Source organism: Rhodococcus sp. OAS809, from assembly GCF_040546695.1.
GTDB classification, from domain to species: Bacteria; Actinomycetota; Actinomycetes; order Mycobacteriales; family Mycobacteriaceae; genus Rhodococcus_F; species Rhodococcus_F qingshengii.
The window spans coordinates 1047204-1069171 of record NZ_JBEPOI010000002.1; the positions used below are offsets into that span (position 1 = coordinate 1047204).

Genomic DNA, 21968 nt, shown 5'->3' on the forward strand with positions numbered 1-21968 from the left:
TGTCGGCTCTACTTGGCTTCGCCGGTGTCGCCTTCGGACTTCTTGTCCTCTGACTTCTTCTCGGGCTTCGCGTCGATACCCGATTCCTTGCGCTGCTGAGCCGAGATCGGTGCCGGAGCATCCGTCAGCGGGTCGACGCCGCCGCCGGATTTCGGGAACGCGATGACCTCACGGATGGAATCCATGCCGGCGAGGAGCGCGGTGATGCGGTCCCAGCCGAATGCGATTCCGCCGTGCGGCGGCGCACCGAAGGCGAAGGCGTCGAGGAGGAAGCCGAACTGCTCCTGCGCCTCTTCCTCGGAGATACCCATCACCTTGAACACTCGTTCCTGAATGTCCTTGCGGTGGATACGAATACTGCCGCCGCCGATCTCGTTGCCGTTGCAGACGATGTCGTAGGCGTAGGCGAGAGCGGAATCCGGATCGGTGTCGAACGTGTCGAAGAACTCCGGCTTCGGCGACGTGAACGCGTGGTGCACGGCGGTCCACGCGGAGTGGCCGAGAGCGACGTCACCGGACGCAGTGGCGTCGGCGGTCGGCTCGAACATCGGAGCGTCGACGATCCACACGAACGCCCACGCGTCAGGATCGATGAGGTCCTTCTTGCGGGCGATCTCACCACGGGCAGCGCCGAGGAGAGCGCGCGTCGACTTCGTCGCGCCCGCTCCGAAGAAGATGCAGTCACCCGGCTGGGCTCCGACGTGAGCCGCCAGGCCCTCGCGCTCGGCGTCGGTCAGGTTCTTGGCAACGGGACCACCGAGAGTGCCGTCTTCACCGACCAACACGTACGCCAGGCCCTTGGAGCCGCGCTGCTTCGCCCACTCCTGCCAGGCATCGAGCTGCTTGCGCGGCTGGCTTGCACCACCGGGCATCACGACGGCGCCAACGTATTCGGCTTGGAAGACGCGGAAGGTCGTGTCCTTGAAGAACTCCGCGCACTCAACGAGTTCGATACCGAAACGCAGGTCCGGCTTGTCGCTGCCGTAACGACGCATTGCCTCGGTGTAGGTCATGCGGTCGATCGGCGTCTTGATCTCGTGGCCGACGAGCTTCCAGAGCGCCGTGAGAATTTCCTCGGCAAGCAGGATGATGTCGTCCTGGTTGACGAAAGCCATCTCGATGTCGAGCTGAGTGAACTCGGGCTGACGATCGGCGCGGAAATCCTCGTCGCGGTAGCAACGCGCGATCTGGTAGTAGCGCTCGATGCCGCCGACCATGAGTAGCTGCTTGAACAGCTGCGGGCTCTGCGGCAGTGCGTAGAAGCTACCGGGCTGAAGGCGCGACGGCACCAGGAAGTCACGGGCACCCTCGGGCGTCGAGCGCGTGAGCGTCGGAGTCTCGACCTCGACGAACTCGTGATGCGCGAGAACGCCGCGCGCTGCAGCACTTACCTTGGAGCGCAAGCGAATTGCGGAGCCGGGGCCTTCACGACGCAGGTCGAGGTAGCGGTACTTGAGGCGCGCTTCTTCGCCGACCTGATCGTCGAGCTGGAACGGCAGCGGTGCGCTTTCGTTGAGAACCTCGAGTTCAGTGGCGTTGACCTCGATTGCTCCGGTGGGGATCTCGAAGTTCTGGTTGCCCTCGGGGCGAACCTCGACCGTTCCGGTCACGCGAACGCAGTATTCCGCGCGCAGACGGTGCGCCTGCTCGGCCACGTCACCTGCCCGGAAAACTACCTGCGAAACTCCGGATGCATCACGGAGATCGATGAAGATCACTCCGCCGTGATCACGACGCCTGGCTACCCAACCGGTGAGCGTTACGGTCTGCTCTGCCTGCTCGGGTCGCAATGAACCGGCGAGATGTGTGCGCAGCACGGGATTCCTTTCGAACTACTTCCAATAACCGACGACCGACTACTTTGCCTGCGATCCTACGGAGCGAACTGCACAGAGAGGAAACGCGGACCCGCATCGCATGCGAAGCTATCTCCAGAAGTGACGGCAAGCACTTGTTCACGACAGCAGAAAGCGGACATAGATGACCTTCAACGAGGGGGCCCGCGGCGAAGCGGGACGCGTTCAGGTTCAAGGCGGCGGGGGTGGCGGTGGCCGCGGCGGCAAAATCGCGATCGGCGGTGGCGCGGGCGGCATTATCGTTCTGATCCTGGCGCTGTTGTTCGGCGGTGACCCCGGCTCACTCCTGGGTACGTCTACCGAGACTTCGAGTTCGTCGACCGGACTGTCGTCGGTCGACGAGTGCACCGGTGCTCAGGCAAACGCCGATGTGAACTGCCGCGTCACACTGACCGTCGGAAGCCTCGACGACGTTTGGGAACAGCAGTTGGTCAAGCAGACCGGCACGGCGTACGTGCGACCCGAAGTCATTCTGTTCAGCGGTTCGGTCAACACCGGTTGCGGCCAGGCGTCTAGTGACGTCGGTCCGTTCTACTGCCCGGCCGACCAGACTGCGTACTTCGACACGAGTTTCTTCCAACTACTCGTCGACCGTTTCGGTTCCAGCGCCGGACCGCTCGCACAGGAGTACGTGGTCGCGCACGAGTTCGGACATCACATCCAGAATCAGCTCGGCGACATCGGCCGCGCGCAGGCCGACCCGCAGGGCGAGCAGTCGGGTGCGGTTCGCACCGAACTCCAGGCCGATTGCTACGCAGGCGTCTGGGCACATTTTGCGGACACGATTCCCGATCAGGCGACCGGTCAACCGTTCCTGAAGCCCTTGTCAAAAGACGACATTCGCGACGCGTTGTCCGCCGCCTCGTCGGTGGGCGACGACCGTATCCAAAAGTCCACGACCGGTCGGGTCAACCCTGAAGGTTGGACACACGGCTCCTCCGCACAGCGTCAGGCGTGGTTCATGACCGGATACCAGACCGGCCAGATTTCGTCGTGTGACACGTACTCGGCGCGGGATCTGAACAACCCGCCCGACCTCAAGCGATAGCGAATCTCCGAAACCATCCCACCGACAATTTTTTCTGTCTTGACAGATTTAGTTGTCGGTGGGATGGTTTTCTCATGTTGGACGTAGCAGTCATCGATCGCCCCGGAGCTGCCGAGGCGTCGCTCGATCCGATTCGGCAACGGATTCTGGCCGAATTGGCGGTGCCGGGATCGGCATCCTCGCTGGCGCCCCGGATCGGGCTGACACGCCAGAAGGTGAACTACCACCTGCGCACTCTCGAAGACCACGGACTTGTCGAGCTCGTCGAGGAACGCAAGCGAGGCAACATGACCGAGCGAATCATGCAGGCCAGTGCCGCGTCGTACGTCATCTCCCCCGCTGCAATGTCGGCGCTCGCGCCGGACCCGGGCCGGTTCCCGGATCAACTCTCGGCGCGCTGGCTCGTCAGCCTCGCAGCGCGGATCGTCCGAGAGGTCGGCGAACTGATCGCCGGCGCAACTGCGGCCGGAAAACCGTTGGCGTCCTTTGCCATCGACAGCGACATCACCTTTGCCACGGCGGCCGACCGTGCCGCCTTCGCCGGCGAACTCGGCGAGTCGATCAACTCACTCGTCGCCAAGTATCACGACGGCAATTCCGAAGGCGGACGCAAACACCGCCTCGTTGTCGCCCTGCATCCCAGCCTCACCACACCCCAAACCATCACAACCCAAGCGATCGACGCGCCCGAAACGGAGAAGTAGCAATGTCCGAGAAATTCGAAATCCGCCGCGAGGTGGTCGTCCCAGGAACCCCCGAGCAGATCTGGGCCGCCATCTCGGCCGAAACGGCCGGCTGGATGTTCCCCTCCCCTCTCGAGATCCCCGCCGACGGCAGCCGCCCGGACAGCCCGATCATCGCCACGTGGGAGCCACCCCGCGAACTCGCCATCCACATGCAAGGCCCCGACGGCTGGTTCAACAACCTCGAATACGTCGTCGAGGCCCGCGACGAGAGCACCGCCGTTGTCCGCTACGTCCACGCCGGAGTGTTTGCCGAGGACTGGGACAACCAGTACGACGGCGCGAGCAAGCACACGGACTTCTACCTGCACAGTCTCGGCCAATACGTGCGGTACTTCGCCGGAAAACCCGTCACCTATGTCTCGGCCGAAGGCCCGGAATCCTCGTCCGCGCCGCAAGCGATGGGAACGCTTCGCAGCGCCCTCGGAATCACCTCGGGCGCCGGTGTCGGTGACTCCGCGTCGGTGGAAGTCCCCGGAATCGGAACCGTCGACGCGATTGTCGACTACATCAACGACTGGTTCATCGGCTTGCGCACCGAGGACGCATTGCTGCGGTTCTACGGCCGAAATGCTTTCGGCGGCAACGTCGACGCGGCCCATCACCTCTTCGCAGAGGGCGCTGACGGTGGATCAGCAACGGCAGCGTGGCAGGGCTGGCTCGACGGCGTGTTCGCCTGAGTCGTCACACTCCCCGCTCTGCTGACACGCGACCGTCGTCGATCGCGGTCAGCAGAGCGGCATGATCGCGTGCATTGCGCTTGGCGTAGGCAGCCGCGAACTCCCCGATCGCGAAATCGAATTCGGTTCCGTCACCGAGATATTCGGCGATCGCTATCCGATCGGACGAGCGAGCGTGTGCGTAGGCAAGGACCCTGGCGCACAGGCGCCCGTAGAGTTCCAGCCCCTGCGGCACCATCTCTTCGATGACTGCCGACCCTTTACCGTCACGCAGTTGACGAATGTAGAAATCGTGCTCACCCTCGTCGAGCCCCGGCCCTCGTTCCCAGCCGAGAAAGATGTCGCTTGTCGCTTGCATCAAGCGTTGCCCGTTGACGACGCGTTCCCCTTCGTTCTTGAAGGTCGGACCATCGACGTAGCGGGACAATACCGAGGGTTGCGCTTCCTTGACCTGCAGGATCAACGGATCGTCGTCGTCGACTCCTTTCATGAGGATCATCCATGCGCGTGTTCCGACGCTCCCGACACCGACAACCTTCCGCGCAATGTGCGTCATCTCGAAGCTTTCGAGCAACACCCGACGGTCCCACTGCAGCGTGCTCCGATACGACCGAACGCGCTGACGTAGCAACTCCTCGATCTGCGTGAGATCGGTCCCTGCGAACAACTCGTTTGCGGGCACGATCAGCGGCGGATCACTGATGAATTGCCGCCGGCCGTCGACGATTTCGGTGAACTTGCCTGCCGCCTGCACACTGTCGCGGCGACGAGCCTTGTCCAGCGTCGCTTGTGTGCGAGCAAGCATGCGCTTCTTCAGGTCGATCTGGAGAGCCTCGAGCCCGTCCTCGGGTGCGATGTGCGAGTACCAGACTGCAAGATTTCCCAATCCTGCCTGGGTGATCATGGTTTCCCGATACTCGGCCGCACATCCGCGAACGATCTTCTTTCGCTCCTTGCCCGAAAATCCGTTGTCCTTTGCGGCGATCACCAAACTTGCGGCCAGTCGTTTCACGTCCCATTCGAACGGTCCCGGGTACGTTTCGTCGAAGTCGTTGATGTCGAACGCGAGTTTTCGCTCGGGCGTCGCATAGATACCGAAGTTGCTCAGGTGCGCGTCGCCGCAGAGTTGGCTGGCAAGACCCGAATCCGGACTGCGTGACAAATCGTCGGCCATCACCAGAGCAGCGCCGCGGAAGAACGAGAACCGCGATGCCGACATCCGCCCGTATCGGATGGGCACCAGGTCCTGTACCCGCGACTTCGCCTGCAACTCGAGCAGTGATATCGGATCACGGTCACTCTCTGCCAGATCCGCGAGCGCGGCCAATGGCGTATCTCTACGCGCCTGGCGCCCGCGCGCGCGCCTTTCGTCGACCGTGAGGTGCTCGGTACGCACTGCTGTCATCTGCCCGACCTTTCACTCGCAACGGCTATCGCTACGAACTCGACGCGTCGGGCGTCGTGCGGCCTCCTGATCCGCGCGCTGCGCGTACCAGGAGTTCCGGACTTGACACCAACGCCTTGCGCCACGGAAGTACCCCGTCGATCTCGATCTGAATCGACAGGCTCAGCACGGTCCGAATAAGAACGATCATGCCCAGAACTGCGGCGTCTGTCAGCGACGGCGACGACGTCACCGTCTTCACCAGATCAGCGGCGACAAGGATCTCGAGGCCGAGAAGGATGACCGCGCCCATGGTCTCGCGCAGAGTACGAAACGCCGAACTACCGTCCCGCGTTCGACTCCATGCGCGCCCCGCGATCACGAATGCGAACACGAACCCGAGAACCATGGCGACAACACCGAGTACCTCGAACCATTCGGTGACCAGCTCGAAGAACCTGATTTTGTCCATGATCATGATTCTCGAGGTAATGCACCGATAAGTCGAGGTGACACGACGGTAGTTACCTGGCGCTGTTGCTCGATGCTCTCAATGCCGCTCGCTCCCCGCAGACACTGTCGACTGAACAGCCGATACCCACCGTGACAATCTGCCGATAGGTTACGAGGCCAGGTTCTTCGTGAGCGAGTTTGTTTCTACTGCAATTGAATACCCGCCACACGCACTGATGAAATGAGGCCACGTGTGCACGTCCGCGGACGATCAATAGGAGCACTACTAGTTGTCTGGGCCGCGCTCACAACTGCGTCTTGCGCGAACCAGGTCACTCCGACCGGCCCGGACAAGGATGCGTTGTCGGCATCAGCGACATCCACACCTGCGGAGGCGGCGCCGGATAGAGACGCAACGACTCTCGTTCCTGCACTGGTCGATCCGGCAGGTTTCCAATACACCTCGGGTGGGCAGGCCGGATATTTCTTCACGACGCCGAGCGGTCTGTGGCGTTGCGCAATTCTGACGGCAAGCGCGCAGAGCGGGGCCGATACTCAGATGGCGGGGTGCCAGCCGAAAACCAGCACGGATATCGACGTCGAAGATGCCCCACTCGTGGCGGATCACGGGTCGGACAACCTCGTCCGACCAAATGCCATCCTGGTCAACAGGACAGACGATCCTCGGTTCGCGAGGCTCAGCCAGGCACTGTTCTGGCGCACGGATGGCACGACGCCGGTTCTTCCCTACGGTCAGACGCTCTCGACCGACGGCTTCTCCTGCAACGTCCAAGAAACCGGTGTGTCATGTCGGTCCGACACCTCGACACGGGGATTTTCCTTCTCCACTCACGGGTTCGACTACCGATATGTGGAGGCATTGGCTCCACAGGCGCAGCCAACGCCCACATCGAATGTCCCCCAAAGGTCGGAGCCGGTCCTCGGACGCGTGTGGGGACCTTCGCAAAACGGATACGGAGAAGTCCGTCCTGAAACGGTGTACAACGGCGGTAGCGCCTCAGGCTCCGTCAGCAACATCGAGTGGCAGAACTGGGGCGGCGAGCAGGCAAACGGCACGGGTCTCGCTCTGAACGTGACGTCCGCCTCCAGCGTGGCAGCCGCATCCGCGGAGAAAGCGACGGTGGTCGCGTTCGACCTCGGGGATTGCGAGGGCACATGGATGTATCGGTCCCTTGTTTGGTTCTTCCCCCACAGCGGGGAGACATTCGAATCGGCCCAGGAAAATTCGATCAATTCCTGTGAGGTAAGCGCGTACAACGAAGCTCCTACGAACTCGGGCGGTTCGACGGTCGGCTCATGTGGAACGGTGACCGCCGAGGACGGGAAGGCTCGCGACGTATTGATCAAGAGTGGGGGCTCCACCTGCGTCGAAGCGATGAAGATGATGCAAGCGACCTACCCGATGCTGTACGACAAACCGTTGGACGGAACCACCTACGGCGATTGGAACTGTGGCATCGTCCCCGCCGGTGAGGTGCTCTTCACTTGCAACAACCCAGCGCAGAACGGCATCGTACTCATCTACCGCTCAGCAGATGATCCCTACCGGTAGGGAGACCTACCGGGGCCGACGCTCCAGCCGAATGCGTGCGTGGCGTCAGCTGAAGATCCGCTCGATGTCGTCGAGTCGCAGCTCGGTGGCGCGAGGAGAATAGCCCGAGCCCCACAGGCTGTCGTCGACGTAATGGACGTTCCCCGAGCGGACAGCGGGAAGACGCTCCCAGAGCGGGTTCATCGCCAACTGCGCACGGACGTCCTGCTGGTCCTGGAATGCGCCCACGATGATCACGTCGCTGGTCACCTGATCGAGTTGCTCCGCTGTGAGTGTGCGCGTGAACTCCTCCGATGTAGCTCGTTCACCGGGGAAACCGAGGGCGTCGAGAAGAGCGTCGACCTGGTTGTAGACGACACCGTTCTCGCCGGTGCGGAGGAGGGTCACCGACGGCAACGAACCGAGGGCGGAGAGTCGATCCTTGATTGTGAGGAGGCGCTCTTCCGTTCTCGCGTTCAATTCCGCAGCAGCGTCTTCGCGTCGGACCGCGACGCCCATCGAGGTGACCAACTTCTTCATCTCGGCCCACGTGAGGTACCCGTTGAAGCCGGCGAATACTGGAACACCGGTCGCGGAGAGTTCGTCGTAGGACTTTGCCGCATAAGCATTTCCGGCGGTCAGGAGCATAACGATCAGATCCGGCGACGCGCCGATGATCGCTTCCTTGTTCCACGTCCCCGCCGTACCGAGGTTCGGGATGTTCGCAGCCTCCGGCATCGTACGCAACACCGCGTCACCGCTCACACCCTCGAGACCGAAGAAGCCGCCGACGATCTTCTCCGGCGGCACACCGAGGTCGAGCACCGTCGCCATGGCGCTGACATGGGCGATGACCATTCGCTGCGGGTCCGACGGAATCTCGACACTGCCCGTCTCATCCTGCACTGTGACGAGACCACTTGGCGACGAGCCGTTTTCGTCGCTGCTGCACGCTGCCAGCAAGGTCGCGGCCGCGGCACCGAGCCCGGCGCCGAGGAAACCCCTGCGCGTCAGCGCATCGACGATGCGTTTCCACTGCTCGTCTGTATCGAGTGCGGTGTTATCGAGTGCGGGCGCCAGGCAGATCGAGTTCGGCACAGTTCGGTCCATTCGTTCGAGCGGTCGAGAATCACCTCGATTGTGGCTATCGAACCGTCGAAACTGAACAGGATTTCGAGCCGACAACTATCGCTGTCCGGTCACACCTTCTTGACGACGCTCGACTTCAATTGCATCGGTCCGATGCCGTCGACCTTGCAGTCGATGTCGTGGTCACCAACACCCTGAACAAGGCGGATGTTGCGAACTTTCGTACCTGACTTGATGCCGGTCGGACTGCCCTTCACCTTGAGCGTCTTGACGACCGTCACCGTGTCGCCGTCCGCAAGAATGTTGCCTACGGCATCTTTCACCACACCCAGGTCCTCGCCGGCACTATCGGTCGGCGCCCACTCGTGCGCGCAGGACGGGCAGACCATCAACGCGCCCATCTCGTAGGTGTATTCGCCGGCGCATTCAGGGCAAGGGGGCAAGGTGTCTTCCACGCGGTTCATCCTATCCACCAGGCACCCGATCCCCATTTTTGCATTTCATGAGGCACCCTTGGGCGAAATATTGCATTCGATGAAACTTTGCACTCTGTGCAATTATGGATGAAATGGGAACCGAAACTCTCGGATTGCGCGAACGAAAACGAATTGCGACGAGGCAGCTGATCGAGCACACCGCCGTCGAACTCGTTCTCGACCTGGGCTATGACGAAGTGACCGTCGAGAAAATCTGCGAAGCCTGCAATCTGTCGACCCGCACGTTCTTCAACTACTTCCCCACCAAGGACGCAGCGATCGGCGGGCTCATGCTCGTCGTGCCAAGTGAGACGACCATGCTCACGCTCATCGGCGAGCACCCGGACGATCCGCTGCGCGGCGCTCTCGCGGTATTCGAGGCGGCGATGCAAATCGTCGACGAGCGACCCGATCTGCTCGCGCATCGACGCGAATTGTTCGAGCGTCATCCCACGCTGTTGCAACAACATCTGGCCACCTTCCACGATCTTGAAGACACGCTCACCCGGATCCTCACGCGGGAGTTGTCGAACAGAACCGAGTATCGCCGCCTGCACTCGGACACAGCCGCTGCCGACGAAGCCACAGCAACGGTCATCACCGCAGGCGCCGCGATGCGTTACGTCTTCCGAAAATGGCAGAACAGTGAACGGGCAAGCCCCAGAACAGATTTGCTCGATCCGGCACTACTCCTGATGGCTCGAATACTGAGGTCCGAGAGCTGATCCACACTCTCGCACCCGCCGTCACTCAACTAAGGAACTACATGTCCACTCGAGAAGCTGCGACCGTCGAGCCCGACGGCACGCATACCGACACCGAGGCCTCGCCGGACAAACGGTCGATCATCCTCGTTTTTGTCGGGCTGATGATCACGATGCTTCTGGCTTCGCTCGACCAGATGATCTTCAGTACCGCTTTGCCCACCATCGTGGGCGAATTGAACGGCGTCAACCACATGGTCTGGGTGACGACGGCATACATCCTCGCCTCGACCGTCATGATGCCGGTGTACGGAAAACTCGGTGACCTGATCGGCCGCAAGGGCCTCTTCATCGGCGCCATCAGCATTTTCATCGTCGGTTCGGTGATCGGCGGTCTGTCCCACGACATGACCACACTCATCGCTGGTCGAGCCGTGCAGGGACTCGGCGGCGGCGGATTGATCCTGCTGTCCCAGGCGATCATCGCCGACGTCGTCCCCGCCAGGCAACGCGGCCGGTACATGGGTGCGATGGGCGGGGTGTTCGCACTGGCTTCGGTTGCCGGTCCCCTACTCGGCGGCTGGTTCACCGAGGGCATCGGTTGGCGTTGGGCCTTCTGGATCAACATCCCCCTAGGCCTACTCGCCATCGCGAGCGCGATGGCATTTCTGCACCTGCGGAAGCCGAACCTCGGCAAGCCTCGCATCGACTATCTGGGCATGGTTCTCGTCGCGACGGCAGCGACGTGTCTGATCCTGTTCACGACCTGGGGCGGAAACACCTACGCCTGGGGATCGGCCGTCATCATCGGATTGATCGTCGGCTGCGTCGTGACGGCAGTGGCTTTTGTCTTCGTCGAAAAGCGTGCCGACGAACCGGTGATTCCGATGCACCTGTTCGCTCAGCGCAACTTCGTGTTGACCACCGTCGCCGGCCTGATCATCGGAATCGCCATGTTCGGTGCGCTCGCCTACCTGCCGACCTACATCCAAATGGTGACCGGCAAGAACGCCACCGAAGCTGGATTGATGATGATTCCCATGATGGCGGGCCTGCTCGTCGCCTCCATCGGGTCCGGCCAGCTGGTCAGCAAGACCGGCCGCTACAAGATCTTCCCCATCGTCGGAACATCCATCGTCGCTGTTGCTCTGGTCCTGCTCTCACGTCTGACGCCGTCGACCTCACTGCTGGTCTTCGGTTGCTACATCGCACTCATGGGTATCGGACTCGGCCTCGTCATGCAGATCTTGATCTTGATCGTGCAGAACACCTTCCCCGCGGCCGAAGTGGGAACGGCCACCGCGTCGAACAACTTCTTCCGCCAGATCGGTGCGTCGTTGGGCAGCGCGATCGTGGGCAGCCTGTTCGCCTCGCGTCTGACCAATCTCCTGGCCGAGCGACTCCCGGCGAATGGCGGCGCGGTCGGTGGTGACGAGAACTCCTTGACCCCGGGAATCCTCTGGAAGTTGCCGAGCCAGGTTCGCGAGATCATCGTCGGTGCATACAACGACGCGCTGGCGCCGATCTTCCTGTACCTCGTCCCCTTGGTCATCGCGGCGGTTGTCCTGTTGCTCTTCGTCAAGGAGAAGCCCCTCGCGACGACGATCGATCGCTCGGCGCCCCCGCTCGAGTAATTGACTATCGTGGCGTGATGTCGCACGCACCGAATACGCCCAGACGCACTCTCGCTGTTCTGGGCGTATTCGGCGTTGTGGTGGTCGTAGTTGTCGCCGGCGCACTGTGGTGGTTCGCGCGCGGCGACGACGCTCTTGCCGGCGAGAATCTCGATTCGTTCCCGGCCGTCGACCACAGCATTCTCAGCGCTCAGCAGAGTGCGCTACTGGGCGTCCTCGAGCAGGAGTGGGAGTCAGGGAGTCCCGGCACCAAATACGCCGAGGGTGTCGAAGAATCGTGGTGTGCCGATTTCGTGAGCTGGTCGATGAACCAGATCGGCACGCCGTTCTCGAACCCCAACTCAGGGTCGTGGCGCATCCCCGGGGTGTACACGCTGCAGGAGTATTACGAGTCCGTCGACGCGTTTGTCCCCTACGGTCAGGACTACCAACCCAAGGTCGGCGACACGATCCTGTACGGCGACTCGAGCCCCTTCGGCCAACACGTCAACGTCGTTCTGGTCAACGACGCCGGCACTCTGACGACCGTCGGCGGCAACGAGAACAACAAGGTCATGCTCCATCGCATCGTCCCGTCGGAAGTCCCGGGGATCGTCGGGTTCGGCGTCATCTGAGCCCGAGCCCCACCGTCGTTGCTTGATGGTTCTTGCGATGTGCAGAGGTGAGGCTACAGATTGGGGGTTGCCGTTGGATGGCACTTGCTTTCAACCAATATTCGGATAATTCCGTGTTTCCGTCATTGACAGATATTGGACATCTGTGAAGAAGTTTCCCTGCCAACTAGATTCGTATCCAGCTGTCCCCCACCCAGAACAGGAATTCGATGCGCCCTGGTGAGCTCACCACTCTCGAGCAGATACAACTCATGGCCCGCGCGGCTGCTGCGCAGGCCATGAGTGCTCCGTCGATGCTCCGACTGCGGCTCGGCCGCTACCCCACTCGCACACCCGAGCTGCGCAAACGCCCACTCCCCGACACCAAGCTGTGCAGCGAAGCGCTCGATCACGCCAGAGGAACCCTCTCCCCCGCGGTCTTGAACCACAGCCTGCGCTGCTGGATCTGGGCCGACGCCTTCGCGCAGATCGATGCGATCGAGTACGACCCCGAAGATCTCTTCACTGCGTGCGCCCTTCACGATGTCGGACTGGGCGCAGAAGGATCGGCCGAGCACGGGTGTTTCACCTACATCGGTGCCGCAGACGCAGAAGAACTCGCGACCCGAGTGGGAACTTCGGAGAGGTCGGTACAGCGAATCGGCGAAGCGATCCGTCTGCACATGGATCTGACCGTCGACCGCGGCGCGGGCGCTGACGCCTATCTACTGCATGCCGCAGCGCATTTCGACGTTGCCGGTCGGCGTGCGCCCGAAATTCCGCGAGCAACTGTTGATGCAACAATCGCGGAGTACCCGCGAACAGGGTTCACCGACGAGTTCACGCAGTCGATGAGGCGCGAGGTCCAGCTCCGTCCGCACTCTCGCGCGGCGACGCTCTGGAGATCGGGCATGGCACTGCCGCTCCGAACCAATCCCCTGGATTGGAAGAGCCGCCAGCTACGTCCAGTCCTCGAGCACCGCGGTTCGTGATCCTCCGACGTTCCCGGTATTCACCACACCCACGGGTTCGATCAACATCACCTCCGCTTCCTCTTCGGCGATGGGACAATGCTCGACTCCGCGAGGTACCACGAACAATTCACCGGGCCCCAGCGAAACATCTCCGTCGCGCAGTTGGATTCGGATCTGCCCCTTTGTCACCAGAAACATTTCGTCGGTGTCGGCGTGGGTGTGCCAGACGAATTCACCTTTGATCTTGACGATCTTGATCTCGTAGTCATTGAGGCCCGCAATCTTCTTGGGCGACCAGTGCTCGGTGAACTGACCGAACTTCTCGCGGAGCGATATCGCTGTTGCCGAACTGTCCATGGTGTTCCTCCCTCTGGCTCGCCATCGTTGCGACGACGAACCCGCACCACTCTTCGTCACCCGAGGCCGGTGCGTCTTGTACGTTTCTGACATGGATCCACACGGCGCACAGATCACCGCGTGGGCACCGGGCCTCGAGGGAATCACCGAGGTCTTTCATGCCGATTTTGTCGGACACGCCTATCCCAAACACACGCACGATCAGTGGTCCCTGATGCTCGTCGACCGCGGCACGATTGCATACGACCTCGATCATCGCGCTCATGGCGCGGCACCCGAGATCGTGACTCTGTTGCCGCCAGGCATCGCACACGACGGAGTTCCGGTCACCGAGGCCGGATTTCGTCAACGAATCCTCTACCTCGACACGTCAGTTCTCGGCGAGGTCCTCATCGGCCCGGCGGTGGACAGCCCCGAGATTCGAGACCCTCTGCTGCGCCACCGCATTGATCAACTGCACTCTGCACTCGGCCCACACGGCGAATCACTCGAAGCCGAAAGTCGCCTGGGGTTCCTCGCTGAAAGATTGAACGAGATCCTCACACCGGCCACAGGTCGATCCCTTCACACGCCGACCGTTGACGAACGCGTTGCCGATCAACTTCGGGACCTGCTCGATGCGCGACTCACAACGGGAATCACGATGCGGGAAGCGTCGAACATCCTGCAACGGAACCCCACGTATCTGATCAAGAACTTCGCGAAGCATTTCGGGCTTCCGCCTCACAAGTACGTGACGGGACGTCGAATCGATCTGGCGCGACGCGCAATCCTCGCCGGGCGCGAATTGGCGGACGTGGCCGTCGACGTCGGATTCCACGATCAATCCCACCTGTCGCGGCACTTCGTCAAGCATGTCGGGGCGCCGCCCGGTAAATACGCACTGAACGTGGTCGGCAGAGCGCGCTAGTCGAAGCACCTGGCACCGGTTTCGTCGAGCAGACACTGGTTCCGGTCAGCTGGAGTCTGTGTCCACTGAATAAAAACGGTGTCAGGTCCCAACGATCAAGCAGCCGTCTCGAGGTCGACCAGGAGGAAGTCCTCGCGCCGCGGCCCGTATTCACGATCGGTCAGCTGGTACGAGCGCAACGCACGAGGTGCACGCGCCAACTCGTAGAAGCGCTCGGAGCCAGGCACGAATTGCCTCGTAGCCCAACCCCAGTTCGGGCCGTGCGGAAACTTCGGGTCGGGCAGCATGTCGGACTCCATCGACATGAGCCGCAGGCGCCGAACTACCCCGGTCGTGGCGGCATCTGCGCCGAAGTCTATCCACGCCTGACGCGCGTTTGGGTCGTCACGAGGAGTTCCGGCAAGTAGGCGCAATGCACCCTCGACTTCGGCGACTACCTTCCAGCGCGGACTGTCGACATTCCACGAGAGCCCCCAACGGACGGTCTCCCCCCAATTCGGGAGGGACAAACCACCGAAGACGCAGACCGTCGATGACTACCGGCGTGATCATCGCGTCGAGGTTCGCCGACGCACCGACCATTCGACCGGCTCGACCGCATCGTCCAGCCCGAGAACCACGCGAGCTGCATTGCGCCCTTGATCGAACAGGGACTGGCGAACCGTTGTCAGGCCGGCGTCCGATGCGGCTGTTGTGTCGTCCCATCCGACGACTGCGACATCGTCGGGCAGCGCGAGGCCGAGTTCGCGGATCGCGTCCAAAACCCCCAGAGCCAGTTCGTCACTCATCGCCAAGATGACATCGGGCCTTCGGCTCACGGGAACGTCGAGCAGGGACCGAGCCATCCGCGCACCCTCGCTCCGCTCGTTGACGGTGACCACCCCCACCCGCACCGAGGACCAATCGAGGCCCGCATCGCGGACGGCGCGCTCGTAGCCCTCGAGCCGATGGCGGGACACCGGAAAGAACGCTTCACCTGGATCCACGTCCATCCGAATCTCGGACCGACGCTCACGATCCCACGGAAGGCTGATCACCGCGGGCCGCTGCGCCCCCGACAACCCGACTGCCGCGATCGCAACGGCGCCGGCAACATCGTCCATCCCGACGAGATCCACACCCTCGTGCACCGGACCACCCTGGATGCATGCGGGTTTTCCGGTGCCGACAATCGCGTCGAGGATGGGATCGTCGAAGACGGTGGTCCAGACGACAAAACCGTCTACTGCCGCGTCGCGAACTCTGTCGACGTCTCCCGGTTTCCCCGAGTTCGGCAGCATCATCAGCCCGGCGTTCGCATCCAGGCACGCTTCGGCGACTCCCGAGAGGAATCGCCGAGCTACTGCGTCTTCGAAGGCGTACGTCAGCTTCTCGCTGAAGACGACCGCGATGTTGTTGAATTTCCCGCTCCGCAAGGACTGCGCCGCCCGGTTCGGGCCCGCGTACTCGAGCTCTTCGGCGGCGGCGAACACCTTGGCCCGCGTTGATTCAGACACGCGCTCGGGCTGCGCGAAGGAGTACGACACCGACATCACCGACACGCCTGCGGCCTTGGCGACGTCGGCCATCGTCGGACGACTCGAACGCTGCGCACGTATGGCCATGAGCCTCAGCATAGCGAGTGCAAAATATCCATTGCGCAGTTGTGTATCGATACATGTATCGTTACACAACATGACTGCTCGACTGCCGAAGGCAACCACGCTACGGCTGATGACACTGGCCGGAGCAGCCTTCGCCTACGTGACGGCCGAAATGCTCCCCGTCGGACTGCTCAGCGAAATCTCGACGGACCTCGACGTCACCGAAGGGCGTGTCGGCCTACTGCTGACCTTCTACGCATACGGTGTCGCGGTCTTGACGCTTCCGCTGATCGGAGCGGTCAAAACCTGGCCGCGACGACGCGTCGTCGTTCTGACGGTGGCCACCCTCGCGGTGTCGCAACTGGTCGCAGCATTGGCCGTCAACTATCCGATGCTCGTGATCGGACGATTGCTCTGCGCTGCGACGCACGGAGTGTTCTGGGCTGTCGTTGCACCGGTCGCTGCCACCCTGGTTCCGCGCGGACAACAGGGCAAGGCCATCGCGATGGTGTATGCCGGTACGTCTCTCGCTTTTGTTCTCGGAGGACCCCTGTCTTCGGCGATCGGCCAGTCCTGGGGTTGGCGGACCGCGTCGGCGGCAATCGGTGTGGTGGCAGTGGGCATTGCTTTCTCACTGCATCGTGCGTTGCCAGAAATGCCGGTCGATCAACACCATCGGAGTAAGCGAGACAAACCGAAGCCGACACCGGCGATGAAACGGGCACTCGCCGTCATCTGCGCGGCAACGCTGTTTGCCGCCCTTGGGCAATTCGCTTCGTACACGTTCTTCACACTTCTGGTGGAGGAAAGCCTCGGCTCGTCCGGTGGCATCCGTACCGCGATGCTTCTGGTCTACGGCGCCGCCGGCGCCGTCGGAGTGTGGGTCGCCGGCAAGTACTACGACCGCCGACCACGCCTCTTCACGCTCATCTCGATCGCGACGGTGGCAGGCGCGCTGGCCATCTTCTGGCTCTTGGCGCCGTCGATGGGAGCGTTCGCTGTCGTCGCCACGATCTTGTGGGGTGCGGCGTTCACCACCGTTCCGATCTGCCTCCAGTCCTCGGTTCTGCGCGCCGTCCCTATCGGGACCGACCGTGCCTCGGCCATCTACGTTGTCGTGTTCCAGATCGCGATTGCAACGGGCGCTCTGCTCGGTGCGGCCGTCGTCGACAGTGGCGGGCTCTCACATCTGGCGGGCATCGGGGTCGCTCTGATGATCGCTTCGTTGGCGATAGTCGGGTTCGGCCGACGCGCGTTTCCCCAGGAACCGGAACGGTCTACTCACTCCCCCACCGACGCGCCGGCCGGACTCTCGTCGTAGATCAGGGTGTATCGCCAGAACAGTCGTCTCCTGATCCGGCTACCTGGCAGACACAACGCGGCCGCGCGCCGGACGTCAGCCATCGACTCACCCGGTTCCGCGGTGGGAGCTGTCATCGCCTTCAGTGGCTCGGAGGCAACCCGTCGATGCTTGACGACGCCGACGACGGGATTGCACACGGTCGCCAACACCGACAGGAGTGCGTCGGTGGCTGTGGTCGATCGATAACACCCGACCACGACGAGCCGCCCGCCCGGTTCGAGCAGGCTACTCAGCTGCTTCATCGATTCTTCGAGTGGAAGATGATGCAACGCTGCGACGACTGTGATCGCGTCGTACTTCGCCTCGGATGCAAAGTCCTCGATCCGCTGCGCGTCGATGATCACGTTCCCGTCGTCGACAAACCTTGCGCGCACGGCGGCCGAGGTTGTCAGGTCGGGTTCCACACCGACCACCACGTCGAACCGCCGACGCAAGAGGTCGATCAGATTGCCGGTCCCGCTCCCCACGTCGAGAGCGCGACCGGACCTGACCCCGCTCAGATTACGTAGAACCCACCGGCCATAGTGATCGTTGTGACTCCACGGATGGCGTCGATTGAAACCGTCCAAGCGAGCAATCACACCCATACCCGACGGTATCAATCCGAGCCCGCGCACCGGCCGTCACAACCGCGGGTCGACCGGCTCCGATTCGAGAGCCAGCACCGCGAACACGGCCTGGTGCGCTCGCCACAAAGGTTCACGGTCGACGAGCCTGGATACCGCCTCCATGCCGAGCGCGTACTCGCGCAGCGCCATCGACTGCTTGTGTCCGAGGTTGCGGTTACGCAATCTCGCAAGCGTCGACGGTTCGAGGTAGTCGGCACCGTAGATCAATCGCAGGTACTCCCGGCCGCGGACCTTGATCCCCGGCTGAACCTTCGCGTTGTACCCCCGCGGTCCGTGAATCTGATTCGCCAGCGGTTTGACGACCATCCCCTCACCACCGTCGCCGGTGAGCGACTCCCACCACTTCGTCGCTTCGAACACCGAGTCCTCGGAACCGAGATCGACCACCAGGCGACGTGTAGTGGTAAATCGACTCGGGTCGGCCGCGGCCAGGCGGTCCGAAATACCGAGGTGCCATTCGTGATCCCGTTCCCCGTACGACTGGCCCTCGGCCGCCAGAATCTGGAACGGCGCGATGGTGACGCCGTCCAGTCCGTTCGTCGGCCACACGTACCGTCGGTACGCCTCGCCGAAGCGCTCGATACTGGCGGCCCGAACAGTTGTCTGTTCGAACATCTCCGCCACGTCCAGGCCCCGCGACCCGGCCCGCGCCAGCACGGCCTCGCGAGCTGTGAGGTCTGATCGCCCGGCCGCCGCGACCGACGCGTACTGCGAGCGCAGCAGACCTTCCGCTTTGACGTTCCACGGCAACAGTTCGCAGTCGAGGAGCAGCCAGTCGGTGCCCAACTCTTCCCACAACCCAGCGGAGGTGACTGCGGCGGCGATGTCGTCGATCAACTGCTGAGTCAGGTCGTCGTCGAAGAACTGGCGGCCGGTGCGGGTGTGCACCATCCCGGTGAGCGCATCCGGTGCGTCGAAGCGGGACTGAGCAACCGATCGATCACGGCACACGAGCACCACTGCCCGCGAACCCATGTGCTTCTCTTCGCAGATCACTGTTCCGATTCCGCCGGCCCGGTATGCGTCGAACGCGGTCGACGGGTGTTCCAGATAGTCATCGGATTGGGCGCTCGCGCAGGGCGCCATGGTCGGCGGTAGGTATCGCAGCCATTGCGGCGCGACCGCGAATCGGCTCATCACTTCCAAGGCGCCGGCAGCGTTGTCGGTGCGAACGGACACTCGACCGCGCAGTTCGGTGTCGACGCCGGTCGTTTCGAGGACGTCGGCGAGATCGAGCACATCCGGATCACGAGTCGGCGGTGCCAGCGGTACCACCGGCTCGTACCAAACCTGCTCCGCCGGAACCGACACGATCTCTCGTTCCGGGTATCGAAGGGCGGTGAGGGATCCACCGAAGACGCACCCGGTGTCGAGGCACGCGGTGTTGTTGATCCATTCCACCTCGTGCACCGGCGTGTGACCGTAGAGGACCATCGCTGATCCTCGGTAGTCCTGCGCCCACGGGTATCGAACGGGTAAGCCGAATTCGTCCGTCTCACCGGTAGTTTCACCGTAGAGCGCAAAGCTCCGGACTCGACCGGATGCCCTGTTGTGGTAGTCCTCCTTGAGACCGGCGTGCGCGACAACGAGTTTGCCGTCGTCCAGGACGAGGTGCGCGACGAGGCCGTCACAGAAGTCGACGACGCTTTCGCGGAACTCCGCCGACTCGGTGGCCAGCTGCTCGAGGGTCTCGGCGAGTCCGTGACTGGCCGTGACCTTCTTACCGCGCAAGGCCTTGACGAGTTTGTTCTCGTGGTTACCCGGAACCGCTATCGCATGTCCCGCCGCGACCATCCCCATGACCAGACGCAGCACACCGACCGAATCCGGTCCTCGATCCACGTAGTCACCGAGGAAGACGGCAGTTCGCCCTTCCGGCGGCACCGCATCGACAGCTCTGCCATCCGTCCCGTAGTCGACGGTGTAGCCGAGTTTCACGAGGAGCGTCTCGAGCTCGCTTCGACATCCGTGGATGTCACCGATGACGTCGAACGGACCACGCTCGACACGCAGATCGCTGCGGAGCGGGTGGCGCAAGAATGTGGCTTCGGAAACCGCGTCCTCACCTCTGAGTATGTGAACCGAACGGAAACCTTCCTTGCCCAACCCGCGAAGCGAGCGAGTCAACTGTTGGTGCTGGCGGCGAATGACGTCGCGTCCGAACGTCCGATCAGAGCGTGCGTCGTTGCGCGCAGAACAGACCGATTCCGGAATATCGAGCACGACTGCCACCGGCAGTATGTCGTGCTCGCGAGCCAACGCAACGAGTCGCTTGCGCGCGGCGGGCTGGACGTTGGTCGCGTCGACCACCGTGAGGCGTCCGCGTCGCAAACGCTTGGCCGCGACGAACTCCAGCACTTCGAAAGCATCGGACGTCGACTCCTGTGAGTTCGGATCATCACTGACCCACCCTCTGAATGTGTCACTCGAGAGAGTTTCGAACTCACCGAAGTGGCGCGCCGCGAAGGTCGACTTTCCCGAGCCACTGACGCCGATGAGTACTACCAGGGCGAGATCTGGAATCTCGTACACCGTCATGACGTTCGTGCCTCCTTCGTGAAGATTGCCATCTGTGTCGGCCCGCCAAGGACCGGATCAATTGCTCCGACAAATTCGAACTCCACGCAATAGCCGTGGACTCGGGCCGTTTCGGTTGCCCAGTCGCGGAATTGGGTTCGGGAGAACTCGAACCTGTGATCGGGGTGCCTGAACTCTCCCGCGGCCAATGCCGGATACAGCACGTTGTAGTCGGCATTCGGAGTAGTCAGCAGCACATACTGCGGTGCTGCGTCCACGAAGACCGATCTGACCAGCGCCGGCAGGCGCGCCGTGTCGACGTGCTCGACCACCTCCATCAGCACGGCTGCGTCGAAGCCTTTCAAGCGTGCGTCGCGGTACGTCGCGGACGACTGCATCAAAGACACACGTTCACGTTGGGCGTCGGACATTTCGGAGAACTTCAATCTGCGTTGCGCCCGTGTCAGTTCGCGCGCGCTCACATCGACGCCGACAAGTTTGTCGAATTGAGCGTGCGGCATCAGCACCTCGATCAGTTTGCCTTCGCCGCAACCGATGTCGACAATCGTTCTGACGTGCAGTCGCTGAAGCGTCGCCAAAACTGCGTCGACGCGAAGCCGTGCCAGCGGCGGATCCGGTCGCGGTACTTCGATCTGCGCCTCTGCTTGTTCGGGAATCAGTCGATCGACCACCGATTCGACCAGGTCGCGTCGACGCGCCAGGTAGCGGGACATGATCAGCGCGGAATCCGGATGCGACGCCAACCACTCTCCAGCGACGCGGATCAACTTGTCTGCCTCGTCGGGTCCCACCCAGTAGTGCTTCACGTCGTCGAGGACCGGCAACAGCACGTAGAGGTGCCGAAGGGCACTCTGCACCGTGTGTTCCCCGGTGAGCGTCAACGACACGAAGTCGGAGTTTCCCCACGTCGGCAGGTGCGGATCAAGCTGCACCGGTATCGCGGTCACATCCCAGCCCAGCGGCTCGAACAACCGACGAGGCAATTCCGCATCGCCGCCACACGGAACCACCGGAATCGAGACGGTCAACGCGAGTTCGGTTCCGACGAGTTCCGGGTGCGACTTGCACGTTCCCGTCAACGCGGTGCGAAACAGCTTCGACAGAGCAACCGAGAGTATGGACGACGCCGCATACGGCCGATCATTGACATACTCACCCAGCGAAAAGTTGTCGCCACTCTTGCCGCGTCGATACCTACTCTGCACAAGTTCGATGGGGTCGACCTCCACAATCACTGCCACCGTGGTCTTTTCGGCTGAGGCCTCCGGGTACAGAACCGTGGCGGTGCCGATCGCCAAGTCGAAGCTTTGCACGCGGTCGGGATGTTTGTGCAGCAGGTAGCTCAACGCGGTCGCATCAGGAGTCTGCGGGGTCGGGGTGGACGTCAGTGTGAGTAGCACCA

At 62.4% G+C, this 21968-nt stretch carries 21 protein-coding genes; 10 read left to right on the top strand and 11 right to left on the bottom strand.

What is annotated here, in order from left to right; genetic code table 11:
- Nucleotides 1-8: 8 nt before the first annotated feature.
- Nucleotides 9-1817 (bottom strand): aspartate--tRNA ligase, encoded by a 1809-nt coding sequence (gene aspS, locus ABIE52_RS07730; protein WP_192712445.1) that lies wholly within the window; start codon nt 1815-1817, stop codon nt 9-11.
- Nucleotides 1818-1980: 163 nt separating this feature from the next.
- Here aspS and ypfJ point away from each other — a divergent pair, with 163 nt between their 5' ends.
- The 3 genes from ypfJ to ABIE52_RS07745 all read left to right on the top strand — a co-directional run bounded on the left by ypfJ (nt 1981) and on the right by ABIE52_RS07745 (nt 4327).
- Nucleotides 1981-2904, top strand: a complete 924-nt coding sequence (gene ypfJ / locus ABIE52_RS07735) for a KPN_02809 family neutral zinc metallopeptidase (protein WP_003945028.1) — start codon at nt 1981-1983, stop codon at nt 2902-2904.
- 74 nt (nt 2905-2978) lie between these two features.
- Entirely contained in the window at nt 2979-3608 is a 630-nt protein-coding gene (locus ABIE52_RS07740; protein WP_007728048.1) for an ArsR/SmtB family transcription factor, read from the top strand.
- Nucleotides 3609-3610: 2 nt separating this feature from the next.
- A complete protein-coding gene (locus ABIE52_RS07745; protein ID WP_192712446.1) occupies nt 3611-4327 on the top strand; it encodes an SRPBCC family protein in 717 nt (238 codons plus the stop codon).
- A 4-nt stretch (nt 4328-4331) separates the two neighbouring features.
- On the opposite strand, the gene ABIE52_RS07750 is transcribed toward ABIE52_RS07745, so the two are convergent.
- Both ABIE52_RS07750 and ABIE52_RS07755 read right to left on the bottom strand, forming a co-directional pair.
- Nucleotides 4332-5732: a DUF2252 domain-containing protein gene (locus tag ABIE52_RS07750; protein WP_192712447.1), complete on the bottom strand. Its 1401-nt coding sequence runs from the start codon at nt 5730-5732 to the stop codon at nt 4332-4334.
- Between the two features lie 31 nt (nt 5733-5763).
- On the bottom strand, nt 5764-6183 hold the full coding sequence (locus ABIE52_RS07755) for a DUF1622 domain-containing protein (protein ID WP_007728052.1): 420 nt from the start codon (nt 6181-6183) through the stop codon (nt 5764-5766).
- A gap of 222 nt (nt 6184-6405) precedes the next feature.
- On the opposite strand from ABIE52_RS07755, the gene ABIE52_RS07760 reads away from it, so the two are divergent.
- A complete protein-coding gene (locus ABIE52_RS07760) occupies nt 6406-7737 on the top strand; it encodes a hypothetical protein (protein WP_245361445.1) in 1332 nt (443 codons plus the stop codon).
- Nucleotides 7738-7782: 45 nt separating this feature from the next.
- Here ABIE52_RS07760 and ABIE52_RS07765 read toward each other — a convergent pair whose 3' ends face one another.
- Complete coding sequence (locus ABIE52_RS07765; protein ID WP_050656335.1) at nt 7783-8826, bottom strand: ABC transporter substrate-binding protein; 1044 nt, start codon at nt 8824-8826, stop codon at nt 7783-7785.
- A gap of 89 nt (nt 8827-8915) precedes the next feature.
- A complete protein-coding gene (locus ABIE52_RS07770; protein WP_003944988.1) occupies nt 8916-9260 on the bottom strand; it encodes a zinc ribbon domain-containing protein YjdM in 345 nt (114 codons plus the stop codon).
- A 113-nt stretch (nt 9261-9373) separates the two neighbouring features.
- On the opposite strand from ABIE52_RS07770, the gene ABIE52_RS07775 reads away from it, so the two are divergent.
- The 4 genes from ABIE52_RS07775 (at nt 9374) to ABIE52_RS07790 (ending at nt 13204) form a co-directional block, all read left to right on the top strand.
- A complete protein-coding gene (locus ABIE52_RS07775) occupies nt 9374-10006 on the top strand; it encodes a TetR/AcrR family transcriptional regulator (RefSeq protein WP_003944787.1) in 633 nt (210 codons plus the stop codon).
- A 41-nt stretch (nt 10007-10047) separates the two neighbouring features.
- Nucleotides 10048-11619, top strand: coding sequence for an MDR family MFS transporter (locus tag ABIE52_RS07780; RefSeq protein WP_003944867.1), 1572 nt, complete (start codon nt 10048-10050; stop codon nt 11617-11619).
- Nucleotides 11620-11633: 14 nt separating this feature from the next.
- Complete coding sequence (locus ABIE52_RS07785) at nt 11634-12233, top strand: CHAP domain-containing protein (RefSeq protein WP_030536433.1); 600 nt, start codon at nt 11634-11636, stop codon at nt 12231-12233.
- A 209-nt stretch (nt 12234-12442) separates the two neighbouring features.
- Nucleotides 12443-13204, top strand: coding sequence for an HD domain-containing protein (locus tag ABIE52_RS07790; protein WP_192712448.1), 762 nt, complete (start codon nt 12443-12445; stop codon nt 13202-13204).
- Here the strand turns inward: ABIE52_RS07790 and ABIE52_RS07795 are convergent.
- Nucleotides 13172-13543, bottom strand: coding sequence for a cupin domain-containing protein (locus ABIE52_RS07795; RefSeq protein ID WP_058226763.1), 372 nt, complete (start codon nt 13541-13543; stop codon nt 13172-13174). The genes ABIE52_RS07790 and ABIE52_RS07795 overlap by 33 nt on opposite strands.
- A gap of 91 nt (nt 13544-13634) precedes the next feature.
- On the opposite strand from ABIE52_RS07795, the gene ABIE52_RS07800 reads away from it, so the two are divergent.
- Nucleotides 13635-14453 carry a helix-turn-helix domain-containing protein gene (locus ABIE52_RS07800; RefSeq protein WP_192712449.1) on the top strand — a complete coding sequence of 273 codons (819 nt, stop codon included), beginning with the start codon at nt 13635-13637 and terminating at the stop codon, nt 14451-14453.
- A gap of 95 nt (nt 14454-14548) precedes the next feature.
- On the opposite strand, the gene ABIE52_RS07805 is transcribed toward ABIE52_RS07800, so the two are convergent.
- Nucleotides 14549-14962, bottom strand: coding sequence for a hypothetical protein (locus tag ABIE52_RS07805; RefSeq protein WP_238704852.1), 414 nt, complete (start codon nt 14960-14962; stop codon nt 14549-14551).
- A 39-nt stretch (nt 14963-15001) separates the two neighbouring features.
- Nucleotides 15002-16057, bottom strand: coding sequence for a LacI family DNA-binding transcriptional regulator (locus ABIE52_RS07810; protein ID WP_234552094.1), 1056 nt, complete (start codon nt 16055-16057; stop codon nt 15002-15004).
- Between the two features lie 70 nt (nt 16058-16127).
- Here ABIE52_RS07810 and ABIE52_RS07815 point away from each other — a divergent pair, with 70 nt between their 5' ends.
- Nucleotides 16128-17357: an MFS transporter gene (locus tag ABIE52_RS07815; RefSeq protein WP_003944893.1), complete on the top strand. Its 1230-nt coding sequence runs from the start codon at nt 16128-16130 to the stop codon at nt 17355-17357.
- Here the strand turns inward: ABIE52_RS07815 and ABIE52_RS07820 are convergent.
- Genes ABIE52_RS07820 through ABIE52_RS07830 form a run of 3 tightly spaced genes read right to left on the bottom strand, consistent with a single transcriptional unit; the run spans nt 17318 to nt 21966 of the window.
- Nucleotides 17318-17986: a class I SAM-dependent methyltransferase gene (locus tag ABIE52_RS07820; protein WP_192712451.1), complete on the bottom strand. Its 669-nt coding sequence runs from the start codon at nt 17984-17986 to the stop codon at nt 17318-17320. The two genes, ABIE52_RS07815 and ABIE52_RS07820, sit on opposite strands and share 40 nt — an antisense overlap.
- A gap of 36 nt (nt 17987-18022) precedes the next feature.
- Nucleotides 18023-20566 carry a polynucleotide kinase-phosphatase gene (locus tag ABIE52_RS07825; protein ID WP_192712452.1) on the bottom strand — a complete coding sequence of 848 codons (2544 nt, stop codon included), beginning with the start codon at nt 20564-20566 and terminating at the stop codon, nt 18023-18025.
- Nucleotides 20563-21966, bottom strand: a complete 1404-nt coding sequence (locus tag ABIE52_RS07830) for a 3' terminal RNA ribose 2'-O-methyltransferase Hen1 (protein WP_371746449.1) — start codon at nt 21964-21966, stop codon at nt 20563-20565. The genes ABIE52_RS07825 and ABIE52_RS07830 overlap by 4 nt, the downstream gene beginning before the upstream one ends.
- Nucleotides 21967-21968: the final 2 nt, after the last annotated feature.